This window comes from Streptomyces katrae (assembly GCF_000966975.1).
GTDB lineage: Bacteria > Actinomycetota > Actinomycetes > Streptomycetales > Streptomycetaceae > Streptomyces > Streptomyces katrae.
In genome coordinates, this window is record NZ_JZWV01000675.1 from 1 (window position 1) to 11,980 (window position 11,980).

The 11,980-nt window shown below is 73.4% G+C and carries 12 protein-coding genes; 1 reads left to right on the plus strand and 11 read right to left on the minus strand.

What is annotated here, in order from left to right; genetic code table 11:
* From VR44_RS23675 to VR44_RS23720, 11 genes are all read right to left on the minus strand, one after another.
* Window positions 1–927 (minus strand): ABC transporter permease (locus VR44_RS23675; protein ID WP_245692132.1); only part of this gene is annotated, 927 nt, incomplete at its 3' end.
* Window positions 924–1,988 (minus strand): ATP-binding cassette domain-containing protein, encoded by a 1,065-nt coding sequence (locus tag VR44_RS23680; protein ID WP_045949598.1) that lies wholly within the window; start codon window positions 1,986–1,988, stop codon window positions 924–926. The genes VR44_RS23675 and VR44_RS23680, both read right to left, overlap by 4 nt.
* A gap of 291 nt (window positions 1,989–2,279) precedes the next feature.
* A complete protein-coding gene (locus VR44_RS46020) occupies window positions 2,280–2,435 on the minus strand; it encodes a VenA family class IV lanthipeptide (RefSeq protein ID WP_169791037.1) in 156 nt (51 codons plus the stop codon).
* A 60-nt stretch (window positions 2,436–2,495) separates the two neighbouring features.
* Window positions 2,496–5,156: a class IV lanthionine synthetase LanL gene (gene lanL / locus VR44_RS23685; protein ID WP_045949599.1), complete on the minus strand. Its 2,661-nt coding sequence runs from the start codon at window positions 5,154–5,156 to the stop codon at window positions 2,496–2,498.
* 531 nt (window positions 5,157–5,687) lie between these two features.
* Window positions 5,688–6,365: a hypothetical protein gene (locus tag VR44_RS23690; protein ID WP_245692134.1), complete on the minus strand. Its 678-nt coding sequence runs from the start codon at window positions 6,363–6,365 to the stop codon at window positions 5,688–5,690.
* Between the two features lie 218 nt (window positions 6,366–6,583).
* Window positions 6,584–6,874, minus strand: a complete 291-nt coding sequence (locus tag VR44_RS23695) for a hypothetical protein (protein WP_045949600.1) — start codon at window positions 6,872–6,874, stop codon at window positions 6,584–6,586.
* 150 nt (window positions 6,875–7,024) lie between these two features.
* Window positions 7,025–7,558 carry a DUF7822 domain-containing protein gene (locus VR44_RS23700; RefSeq protein ID WP_045949601.1) on the minus strand — a complete coding sequence of 178 codons (534 nt, stop codon included), beginning with the start codon at window positions 7,556–7,558 and terminating at the stop codon, window positions 7,025–7,027.
* Between the two features lie 75 nt (window positions 7,559–7,633).
* Window positions 7,634–8,383, minus strand: coding sequence for a hypothetical protein (locus tag VR44_RS23705; protein WP_045949602.1), 750 nt, complete (start codon window positions 8,381–8,383; stop codon window positions 7,634–7,636).
* A complete protein-coding gene (locus VR44_RS23710) occupies window positions 8,370–9,320 on the minus strand; it encodes a glutathione S-transferase C-terminal domain-containing protein (RefSeq protein ID WP_169791038.1) in 951 nt (316 codons plus the stop codon). The genes VR44_RS23705 and VR44_RS23710 overlap by 14 nt, the downstream gene beginning before the upstream one ends.
* Before the next feature lie 403 nt (window positions 9,321–9,723).
* Entirely contained in the window at window positions 9,724–10,215 is a 492-nt protein-coding gene (locus VR44_RS23715; RefSeq protein ID WP_045949603.1) for a hypothetical protein, read from the minus strand.
* An 82-nt stretch (window positions 10,216–10,297) separates the two neighbouring features.
* The gene (locus tag VR44_RS23720; protein ID WP_045949607.1) at window positions 10,298–11,287 is read right to left on the minus strand and encodes a helix-turn-helix transcriptional regulator; all 990 of its coding nucleotides are present in this window, start codon (window positions 11,285–11,287) and stop codon (window positions 10,298–10,300) included.
* A gap of 94 nt (window positions 11,288–11,381) precedes the next feature.
* Here VR44_RS23720 and VR44_RS23725 point away from each other — a divergent pair, with 94 nt between their 5' ends.
* Window positions 11,382–11,780, plus strand: coding sequence for a VOC family protein (locus VR44_RS23725; protein ID WP_045949604.1), 399 nt, complete (start codon window positions 11,382–11,384; stop codon window positions 11,778–11,780).
* The last annotated feature ends 200 nt before the right edge of the window (window positions 11,781–11,980 follow it).

Consider the following 11,980-nt stretch of genomic DNA (forward strand, 5'->3'; position numbering starts at 1 on the left):
GGGTGTGCGGGATCCGGGTGCCGGCGCACGGGCGGGGGTCATTCGGGGCGGGCGAAGCGGTGGGCGGCCCAGAGGAGGGCGAGGACCCCGATCGTCAGGAGGACCCCCGCTTCGAGGGCGAGCGGGGGCCGGCTGCCGAACCATTCGACGCCCGTCACGGCCGCCTGGTGCGGCTCGGGACCGCGATGGAGCGGCGCAGCAGGAGCGGCGCAGCAGGTCGACGCCGTAGGCGAGCGGGTTTCCGGCGGCCAGGGTCCGGGCCCAGGCGGGCAGGTTCTCCAGCGGGAAGAAGCCGCCGGAGAGGAACAGCAGCGGCATCATCACCAGGCCGAGCAGCATGTGGAACATCTCGGGGCGGGCCAGGCTCACGGCCAGGGCCAGGGACAGCGCGGTGATGGTGAAGGAGGCCAGCACCATGCCGGCCAGCAGCAGGGCCAGCAGGAGCGGATCGTAGGGCAGGCCGACGGCTCCGGCGAGGGTGAGCAGCACCGCGCCCTGGACGGCGGCGACCGCGGTGCCCCCGGCGCAGACGCCCAGCAGGAGGGTGGAGCGGCGTACGGGTGCCATCAGCAGTTCGCGCAGGTAGCCGCTCTGCCGGTCGGTGATCAGCCGGATGCCCACCATGATCGCCGGGCCCTGCACCGTCATCATCAGCATGCCGGGGAACAGGTACGTCCGGTAGCCGACGCCCAGCGCCGCCTCGGGGATCAGGGCGGCCAGACCGCCTCCGAGGAGGAAGAGGTAGAGCACCGGCTGGATCAGCATCAGCGCGGTGTGGACGCGCTGGTGCGCCAGGCGCAGCAGATCGCGGTGGACGAGGGCGTGGACGGCGCGCAGTTCGCCGCGCAGGCGGTCGAGCGGCGCGGGCTCGGGGAGGTCGGCGGCGGCCGCGGGGGCTCCCGGGGCCCGCAGGGCGGATGTGGTCACGCTCCCCCCTCGGCGGGCGTCGTCGTGGCGTGCGCCCCGGGGCGTGCGCCGCGGATGCTGCGGCCGGTGTGGTGGAAGAAGACGTCGTCGAGCGTCGGCGGGGTCGCGGAGGCCGCGTGCACCGGGATGCCGTGGTCCGCCAGGGCGGCGCACAGGCGCGGGATCCAGGAGCCGCCGTCGGGCACGCGCAGGGCGATCCCCTCGCCGTCCAGCGTCGTAGGGGTCCGCGGCGGGACGGCCCCGCGGACGATCTCGCGCGCCGCCGGGTCGTCCCCGGTGCGCAGCACGACCCGGTCGTCGCCGATCGCGGCCTTCAGCGCGCGGGGGGTGCCCTGGGCGACCAGGCGGCCGCCGTCGATGATGGCCAGGCGGTCGCAGTTCTCCGCCTCGCCCAGGTAGTGGGTGGTGACGAACAGGGTGGTGCCCTGGCGGTCGCGGAGGGTGCGCAGGTGCTCCCAGACCTGGGCGCGGGCGTGCGGGTCGAGTCCCGTGGTCGGCTCGTCGAGGAACAGGATCCGCGGTTCGTGCAGGAGGCCGCGGGCGAGTTCGAGGCGGCGTCGCATGCCGCCGGAGAGGGTCCGCACCGGGGAGCGCCGCCGGCCGGCCAGCGCGACGGCCTCCAGCGCCTCGGTGGCGCGCCGGCGGGCGTGGCGGCGGCCCATGCCGTAGAGGCGGGCGTGGATGTGGAGGTTCTGTTCGGCCGTCAGGTCCATGTCCAGGGCGCTGTGCTGGAAGAGCATTCCCACCTGTCGTCGGACCCGGTCCGGCCGGCCGAGCACGTCGGTGCCGGCCACCGTGGCGCGCCCGGCGGTGGGCCGGGTCAGGGCGCAGAGCAGGGCGATGGTGGTGGATTTCCCCGCGCCGTTGGGGCCGAGGAAGGCGAAGGTCTCTCCCTGGTGCACGTCCAGGTCGAGGCCGCGCACGGCGTGGGTGGCGGTTCCGTCCGGGCCCGGGTAGCTCTTGGCGAGCCCGCGCGTGCTGATGGCGTACGCCGTCCCCGGGTCCGAGGGGGCGGCGGCCGTGGCCGGTCCGGGGGCGTCGTCGCGGGCGTGTGGCTGCATGGGCGGTGTCCTCGTCTGCGGTGCGTGGTCTGCGGACTCGGGCGGGTGGCGGGGCCGGGCACGGCATCGGCCGTGCCCGGCCCCGCTGGGGAGCGGTGCGTGCTCCGGCCGGCGGCGCCTCGGTGGCGGCCGTCGGCCGGAGGTCCTCAGGGCCTCATCGCCCCGGTTCCCCGCGGGCGGGCGGTACGGGGTTCCGCCCGCCCGTGGGGGCCGTGGGCCCGGTGCCCCGTCGACACTGTGCTCGTCGCCGGTGCGGCCGGGCGGTGGCGGGGGCGAGGCCGCCGTGCTCGGTCAGGCGCAGCTGACGCCCACACAGACGGTGTTGAGGATGGTCAGGATGCCGACGCAGACGCAGGTGTCGGCGAAGCCGGCCCCGTCGGCGCCGACCGGGTCGGTCTCGGGAAGGGCGTGCAGGTGAGCCAGCAGTTCGAAGTCGCGGGTCTCCATGGCTTTCTCCTTCTCTGTGGGTGTGCGTTCTCTGTGGGTGTGCGGCAGGTTCGCTGCCGCTCAGCCCGGCTGCTGGATGGTCCAGAGCCGGGAGTCCTTGTGGCGGGTCCTCAGGAGGAACGCGAGGATGCCCGCGCTGCCGTCGCTCCAGCCCGTCGAGACGTCCCCGTATTCGGTGGGGAAGACGACGTGGCTTCCGCGGTGGGCCCGTTCGGCGGTGATGAGGCGGGCCAGGTCCTCGGCCGTGGCGTGGTGGGCGGGGTCGCCGGTGGCCGTGGCCAGGTCGAGGAGGAAGTCTCCGTTTCCCGCCAGTCCGTGGCACTGGCCGAGGGGGGCGCGGGGGGCGCGCTCCGCGACGGCCCGGCCGGCGGCGCGGGCCAGTTCACCGAAGCGCTCGTCCCCGGTGGCCCGCCACAGCCGGACCAGGAAGGTGCCGATGCCCGCGGCGCCGTGGCACCAGTAGGGCGCCGTGGGCACGTCACCGGCCTGCGTCGGCCACTGGGCCGCCCCGCCGACCCGCACCACTGCCGCGACCAGCTCCTCACCGGCCGCCAGGGCCAGGTCGAGGTAGTCCCGGCGGTCCGTGACGGCCGCGGCTTCGAGGAGGAAGTATCCGATGCCGGACGTTCCGTGGGCGAAGCCGAGGTAGCGTTTGCCGGCCTCGGTGGCGACGGCGGATTCCGCCGGTACGGGCCAGCTCACGCCGTTCGGCGCGGGCCGTGCCTCGGCGGCCAGCCGGTCGGCGGCCTCGGTGACGAGGTCGGCGAACCGGGGGTCGCCGGTGCGGTGCCACAGGTGGGCGGCCGCCAGTCCGCTGCCGGCCCGGCCGTGGGTGATGTCGTGGCTGGGCGTGGGCTGCTGCGGGGCCAGGGCCAGGGCCATCGCGTGGTCGCGGAGGGCGCGGTCGTCGACGGCGCGTGCGGCCTCGTACAGGGCCCAGGCCGTCCCGCGTCCGCCGAAGTGCAGGCCGGGGCGGGCGGAGCGGGTGTCCGTCCGGTCCGCGATCCAGTGGCCCGCGGTGGATATGACCTCCGGGAGGCGCGGGTCGCCGGTGAGCCGGAAGTACCGGGTCAGGACGGCCAGTACGCCGGCCGCGCCCTGCTGGACCGTACAGGGGTCCGTCTCTCCGGCCTTGGTGGACACGGGCCACAGCCGCGGCGCGTCCTTCGGGGCCATCGTGTCGACGAGGTGGTTCACGATGCCCTCCACCGTGGCCGCCATCACGTCGGGCGGCGGGGTGGCGGCCGGGCGCGGGGGGCTCGTCCTGTCCGCCGCGCGCAGGACCGCGCGGGCGGCCGCCGGGTCCCAGCGGTCGGCCGGGTCGTCCCTCATCAGTCCGAGGATCATGTCGGGAAGGCCGTCGGGCAGGGGGTGCCCGGCGCCGGCGGCGGCCAGCCATGCGGCGAGGCGCTGGTCGGCGGGGCGGGTGGCGGGCTCCTCGGGCAGCAGGTGGGGGACCTTGCCCATGAGGACGAGGCACGCGGTGGCGCCGAGGCTGTAGTAGTCGGCCGTCGGGGAGACGGGGGCGTCCGCCAGGCGTTCGGGGGCGCTGTACCCGGGGGTGCCCACGGTGGTCGGGAGGGGGGTGTCGCCCTTGAGGACGGCGAGTTCGAGGTCGATGAGGCGCAGTTCGCCGTCGGGGCGCACCATGATGTTGCCGGGGGTGAAGTCCCGTAGGACGCAGCCGTGCGCGTGGGCCGCGGCGACGAGGTCGATCAGCCGGCCGACCTGGGTGAGGGCGTCGGCGCGGTAGCGTTCGGCGCCGACGTCGCGGAAGTGTTCGGCGACCCAGGTGCGCAGGGGGACGCCCGGTATCTCCTCCTGGGCGAGGAACAGGTGCCCGGCGTGTTCGAACACGGCGAGGGGTTCCGGTGCCAGGCCGGTGCCGCCGAGCTCCTCCAGGGCCCGTGCCTCGGCGCGCAGCCAGTCGCGGACGTCGCGGCCCGACGCGTCGGTCTCCACGTGCGGGCGGGCCTCCTTGATGACCACCGGCGCGCCCGTGGTGACGTCCGTGCCCCGGTAGACGCCGCCCTTGTTGGTGTACCGGATCGCCTCCTTGACCGCGAAGCGGCCGCCGAGCAGGACCGGGTCCTTCGCCGCCTCCTCCGCCGGGCGCGGGGCGGGCAGCGTGGCGGGGAAGGGGCTGACCGCCCAGGCCGGGGGTGCGTACTGGCCGGTGCGCACGTCCTCGACGGGGTTTCCGTCGGGGTCCTCGATGTACCAGACCAGCAGTCCCTCCTCGGAGAGCCTGCGGCGGCCGACGAAGGCGCCGTAGCGGTAGTGGACCAGGCTGTTCACGGCGTAGGGCTGGTCAGAGAGGATGCGGGGGCCGTCGAGCCCGGCGGTGGCCGTGTGCAGTGCCAGGGCCAGCCGGGCCGCGTCGGTGTCGGAGCGCGGGTAGACGGTGATGAACTTGCCCGAGCTCCCCCGGGGTGTGGCTCGGGTGTTGAGTGCGCCGACCTGCTCGAGGGAGCGGGCGAACTTGAAGGCCGACGCGTCCCGCAGCAGGACGTCCAGGGCCCGGGTGAGGACCTTCGGCGCGGAGGCGGCCGTCGCCGAGACGTGGAGTTTCCAGCCCTGGGCGCGCGGTGTCGCGGACCGGGGCGTGAGGCGGCACCACATGTCGTCCGTGTCGGTGGTCCAACGCGCGGCCCCGCCCGTGGAGTCGATGGCCTGTCGGAGGAGTTCTTCGAGGTCGGCTTCGGTTGCGTGGCTGGTCATGACCGTCCCTCTCAACGGCGGGGGCCGCTGGTTGGAATATGCCTTCGGTAAGGAAGAACGTACAGCCGGGGTTCTGAGGAAGTCACTTGGATTCGGCGAGCGCACGGTGTTGTTGAAAGGCCGGCTGGTGTCAACCGGAGCGGAAAGGAAGTGCGTGGATAGTGCGCGCGGTGGTAATTCACCGGCGGCCGTTCGGTGTTGTTCCTGGAGGGTCTCCAGGGAATGGAAAAGCCATCCGCTTTCGAAAGGATTTCCGGAATCGAGACGAACGGTCCGGCTTTCGCGGGCCGGGAGGGACGCTATCAGCGCGTCGCTCACCGTTCACAGCCTTCCCGGTACACCGGCTGCGGTGAAGAGTTCGATTCCGCCAGAGAGCGACCTGCCACGGAACGCGACGCGGGACCCCGTCATGATTTGCGATCAGGCGCCTGAGCTGTATGCGGCCGAGAGACGTTGAAGCGTCAACCACGGGGTGCCCGCGCCCCGGAATAGGCTCAAACCGTGAGCGGACCGTTCCGGGGCCGGCGGGCGTCAGCGGGGACCGGAGAGGCCGGAGCGCTCCAGCGCGCGCAGCACGGCCTCCCGGTCAGCCGCCGTGTGGTCGTCGGCGCAGTCGGCGAGCACCGCCTCGATCTCGCGGGCGCCGAGGCGGTGGGCCTCCGCCGCGGCCAGGAGCCCTAGCGCACGCTCCCGGGGAACGCCCCGGTCGGCGTACACCAGCAGGTCCAGAGCCTTCTCGCGCACCGCGAAGCGGCTCATTCCGCAGTCGAGGCCGTCGTCGGCCAGCCCGTCGGGGTAGGGCGCGCGGGCCCAGGCGCCGTCCTCGTACCAGTAGACGCAGCCCAGTTCCCAGCCTTCCAGGAGCCCCCGCAAGCGCTGGAACGGCAGCCAGTCCGGCGCCTGCGCCAGCATGTCGATCGTTGGCTCGTGCCATTTGACGGCGCTGGACTCGTCCTCGCCGTAGAGGACGTAGCGGCCCCGGCCCATCGGCGCGAGGGTCCACCAGGTGCAGCCGCAGTCGTCGAGGTGCAGGCCCTCTTCGTCGATCCAGGTGCCGGTCCGGTGGACGCGGGGCGTCCGCTCCCCCTCCTCCCCGGCCTCCAGGACGGCGGCCAGGGCCCAGCGGGCCCACAGCAGTTCGGCCGCCGGCAGGTCCTCGGGCCGACCGGGCCTCTCGATCCCCATGCGGTACCACTCCTCGTTCCCCATGCGGTACCACTCCTCGTTCCTCGCACCGTGACCGTCCATGATCGCAGGCCGGGGCGAGGTCCTGGTTCCGAGGTCTCCCGAAAACCTCGACGGCCGTCTCGGCGCGGTGGTCAGGGGGTGGTCCGAGTGGTCCGACACCTGCCGCATGGCGCCGCCACCTCGGCGACACCACACCCTGTTCGGCTCCTTGCGCCTGATCCGAGGGGCTGGCGGAGGGGTCAGGTCCGCGGAGGGCGGGGATCGTCGTCGGCCAGTTGAGCGATCCAGCCGTACGGGAGCTCCTCGCCGTCCACGGTGACCGCCTCGACGGCCCTGCTCTCGGGGTCGATCTCGGCTTGGACCCCCTCCCCCTCGAAGCACGGGTAGCCGGAGACACCGGTGGCGCCCGTCGCTTCGACCCGGGCTGTGCGCAGCACGGCGGCGTGGCCCTTGGCGTCCTGGACGCCGGGCGGGCCGGGGCGCAGGACGACGGTGTACCGGTCGGGGACGGGAGGGGGCGCGGCAGTCATGGCCTCAGGCTAATGACCGCTCCCGCCGCCGCCCCGGAGGCACGGCCGCCGGCGGCCGATGTCGGTGTCGGTGTCGGCGTCGGCGTCGGCGTCGGCGGCAGGGAGGCGGTGGACCCGCTCCCCCTTCCACGGCGTCCGGATCGTGCCCGCCTATTCGGGGAAGGAGTAGTAGAGCGCCTTGCCGTAGAAGGACGCGAAGTGTTCCTGCCAGTCGGCGCGGACCGAGGCGAGCCATTCCTGGTTCTCACCCGCGATCGCCGCCTCGGCGCTGGCGACGGCGGCGGGGATGTCGGCGGAGACCAGCCGCTCGACCGCCGCCACCGGGTCCTCGTCCCCGAGGGAGACCATTTCCCCGGTCTCCAGGAGGAAGTACTGCGCGCGCTGGCTCTCCAGGTGCGTCGTGGTCGTCTTCACGCACCTGGCGAACTCGTCGTCCTCCTCCAGTCCCTGACCGACCGCGAGGAGAAGGCCCCGTAGCAGGGCGGCGCCCCTGTCGTAGTCCGCGGCGATGCCGATCCGGGGGCTCCAGATCATGGAGGGGACGACCGTCGTGCCGTATCCGACCAGCAGCTGGTGGGCGAGCGGGATGGCCCAATTGTGCTCCGATATGCACCGGATCGGCTTGGGGATGTCGTCCTCGGTGGGGACCGAGTCGGCGGAGAAGAGATAGGAACGGTTTGCCATGTCGGCGACCCTAACAGCGGGGTCTGACACCGGTGCTCGTCCGCCGCGGCCGCGGGCGGGGCGGGCGGCGGCCGCTCAGGCGTCCGGGAGGACGAGGAAGACCTCCGAGAACGAGAGGCCGTGCCGGTCGGTCTCCTGTCCGCACGGGCAGCCCAGGGTAACGCGACGCCAGTCGCAGGTCACGGACCAGGGGCCGTCCGCGTTCCCGCACCCGGAGCAACGGAAGGTGTCGGCCGTCCAGACGTCGTGGGCGGGTCGCCCGTAGTGCCGGAACCGGCCCGCGTACCGGGTCTGCCAGGGAGCGGCTGCGGGCGTGCGCGGGACGGTCCCAGGCGGGTGCGGGGCGGACAGTGCGGCGAAGAGGTCTGTCATGTCGGGCAGGAGGGCCTCACCGGCCTCCGTCGGGGCAGCCGGGAAGCCCTCCCCCGTGCCCCGGGGAAGCGGGTAGTGCGGAGCCGCCGCGGCGGAGGGCGGGTTCGGGACGGCGAACCACGGCAGGAGGGCCCGGGCCACGGCGGCCAGCAGGGCCGCGGCCGGCGCGCTGACCGCGCCCGCGTCGAGGTGGTGGACCGCGCTGCGCCAGATCCTCTGGAGCCGCCGGTCCCGGTCCACCGCCCGCGCCCGTGCGCTGCCGGCCCGGCGGGTGGGGAGCGGGGCGGTGAGGCGGGCGAGCACCCTGGCCGCCGCGTCGGTGTCCGCCGCGTCGGGGCGCCACTCCCCGGCGGCCAGCATGCGCCGGGCGCGTTCCGATTCACGGGTCAGCGCGAGAACGGCCAGTTCCTGAGGGCCTGAGGTCGAGGGTGGAGTGGCCTCACTGCCCGACATTCGCTTCACCTCTGCGTCCCGTTCCCGTTCTCCCGTCCAGCCTCGCACGATCGCGCCGAGCGTGCTTGGCGGCGCGGACCGCTCCGGTCCCCCGGTCCGGCACGTGTCCCGCCCAGTCCACGATCCGTACCGCCGCCCCGGCCGCCTCCTCGCCCCGGCACTGCGCGTGGTGCCGGCGGGCGATGCCGTCCAGGTCGAGGTGGGGCGCGAAGGCGGGATGCGCCGCCAGCCGCCGCGCGTATGCCCACAGGTGCGGGTGGTCGGTGAGGCGGTAGACCGCCGCCGCGTCCAGGTGCCAGCGGTGCACGGTGTCCAGCTGGACCAGCGTCACCCACAACTGGACGTCGGCGGCGGTCGGTTCCACGCCCAGCAGGTACTCGGCGGCGGAGAGCCGCCGCTCCAGCGCGCCCAGTGCGCGCAGCAGGGTGGCGAGGGCGGTGTCGCGTTCCGCCTGGTCCCCGCCGGCCCGGCCGGCGCGCTGTGCCGCCGCGTTGATGCCCTCCTCGCAGAGCCTTCCGATGGCCTCGATCCGTGCGTCGGTGCCGGCCGGGTACAGCTGCCGGCCGCCGGTGTCGAAGAGCCTGCCCATGTCCTGGAGGATGTCCGGGGCGTGCGTGCTGACGATCCGTCCGGTCCAGGAGTCGGCGAGCACCGGTGCCACGGCCGGTCCGGGGTGGCGGTGGGAGCTGGCCTGGTAGAGCGGGCGCAGTGCCAGGTGTCCGCCGTCGGGTGCGTCGGGCACGGCGGGCAGCAGCGTCATCGGGAGGACGTCCTCCAGGGCGAGCAGGCTGTGCGTGACCGCGATCCGCAGACAGGACGGGCCGGACGGCGAAAGGTGGAGCCGGTAGCGGTGCGGCACGGCGGGATATCCGCTGCGCGCGTCACGGCCGATCCTGCTCCGGAAGGACGGCGCGTCGGTCGGACGAGTGGTGGACATGCTTCTCCCTGGGAGTGCTCGGGCACGGGGCATGCGACGGCGACGGCCGGCGACGGATTCGGCGCGGCCGGGACCCGGAGGGTGAGGGGCGCAGGTCAGCGGCGGGCGGGCGCGGGAGCGCCGGGGTGCGGGGGATTCGCCGCACTGCACACGCGCAGGAGGTCGATGTGGCGGCGGGTCGTCAGCAGCGGGCACGCGGGCACGGCGGCGCGTACGCCGTCGGTGCGTCCGTCCCTCGCTGAACAGCCCATGATTCCCTACCACTTCACCAGGATTCGCCGTTCTGGAGTGTCCGCGCCCGTCCCGGCGGGTGTCAAGACCGCCACCGGGGCTCCGCCCGGCCCGACGAGCACAACGGCCGCCACCTCGTTCGGGCCGTTCACCTGGGCCCGAATCAGCGATGTCAAGCCGTGTGCTTGTGCATCACGTCGAGGTAGTGCCGATCGTGGTGCGGAACGTGGTGGTCCCGGCCAGGCAGGCTGAACACAGCGCAGACCTCGGCCGGCTGGGTGAGGATGCTCGACTGCTCGCCGAAGGTCAGGACAGGGTTGACCCCGTGGTCGCAGCCGGCGGTGTCGAGGGCAGTGACCAGTTCCTCGCGGAGCACGGTGGCCTCGAATGACTCGGAATCGGGCAGGACGAGCGGTGGGAGTTTGGCGGTCGAACCAGGCCAGAGGCTGATCCAGATGCCACTGACGGCGCGCTGCGTGACCACCAGTCGCAGCCCGCTCCAGGAGTAGGGGTAGCCGTCGATATCGGGCCCCTTCATGATGTGGGCGGGGTGCGGGCGCCCCGGGCCGAGCAGGTCTTCAGCCTCGATCAGGGGCATCCCGCAGTGAAGAGGGCCGATCCGGCCGGTTCGGGCGAAGTCGACGAGCACGTCCATCAAGGTCACGGCAGTGACTGTGACACTCTCTTGGGCTTGTGCGCACTCCGATATCAGCGCGGTGCGGCCCCCCTTGGAGCGGATTTTGGAGTCAGGCCTGGCGGGCAGAGGCTGCGAGCCGGTCGGCGAGCGCGAGGACGAGGTCTCGTAGTTCGTCCGGTCGCTCGATGACGAACGGCCGGTCGAGCGAGGCGAGCACGGGTGGCAGCCAGTCGAGCCGCTCTGCTCTCAGTTCGACGTGGAACCAGCGCTCGGTGTGCGGATCCGCGGCTTCCGCGGGGACGATCTCCTTCACGCTCGCGATGCCGGCAGGCAGTCGGGTGCGGATCTGTTCGACCGTCCCGTGGATCCGCAGGGTCACCTCGTGCCGGTATGCGGCCCCGGCGAGCCCTGACAGGACGCGCTGGGCCGGATCGAGGCCGGCGGGCGGCTCGAATGAGCCTGGCAAGGGCCTTGCGTCCGCGATGCGGTCGAGCCGGAAGGTCCGGTCCTGGCCGATCTCGGGATCGCTGCCCGTGATGTACCACCGGCCCTCGTGGGCGACGATCCCGTACGGGTGCAGGGTGCGTTCGCTTCGTCGGCCGTCTCGGGCGGTGTACCTGATCAAGGTCGGGCGGCTGTGGCGTACCGCGTCGGCGATGGCGAGCAGGACGCCCGTCTCCGGGGTGGCCGCCTCGCCGGGCTCAGCCGTGAAGGCGAGGGATTCCATGACGGCGTCGAGCCGACGGGCCAGACGCTCGGGCAGTGCCCGGCGGATCTTGGCCGCCGCCGTCTCGCCCGCGGTTCCGGTCGTCGCCGGCAACCCGGTCCTGCGGCCGGCGGCGAGGCCGAGCAGCACGGCGAGCGCCTCGTCGTCGTTGAGCATGAGCGGAGGCAGTCGGTAGCCGGGGGCGAGCCGGTACCCGCCGTAGCGGCCGCGGATCGCCTCGACCGGGATGTCGAGGTCGACGAGGTGGCCCACGTACCGCCGCACGGTGCGTGCGTCGACGCCGAGCCGGTCGGCGAGTTCGGCCATCGTTCTGATGCCGCCCGACTGCAGGAGTTCCAGGAGGGTGAGCACGCGGCTGGTGGGTCGAGCCATGTCCACGAGCGTAGCGTTGATACCGGACCGATCCTGTCCAGTATTTGCTCTAGCGTCCGAGGTGCAACGGCTTCACCAGCTTGAGGAGAGCACCATGGACTTCGTCTCGATCCGGATCATCACCGGCGACATCGCGCGCCTCGTCGACTTCTACGAGCGGGCCACCGGTGTGCGGGCGGACTGGTCCACCGAGGACTTCGCCGAATTGCGGACCCCGAGCGCGACCCTCGCGATCGGCAGCACCCGCACGGTGGCGCTGTTCGCTCCCGGCTCCGCCCGTCCGGCCGACAACAACACCGTGATCATCGAATTCCTCGTCCCGGACGTCGACGGCGTGTACCGGAACCTGACCGATGTCGTCGCCGACTTCGTGACCGAGCCCACCACGATGCCCTGGGGGAACCGGTCGCTCCTGCTCCGTGACCCCGACGGCAACCTCGTCAACTTCTTCACCCCTGTCACGCCGGCGGCCGTCGAGAAGTTCGGCCGCTGACGACAGTGCGACCGCCCGGGCGGCCGGGGCCGGCGTCCCCGATCTGCGCGACCGTCCCGACCCCGTGGCCCGGCGGGCGTGGCGCCCGCCCGCCGTTCACGCGGCGGGCGGGCGGTCGGGGGCGGTCAGGTCTCCAATCCGAAGTAGCGCCCCAGGTAGTCGACGATCTCCGGCGCGTGGGGGGCAGGAGTTCGGGCAGC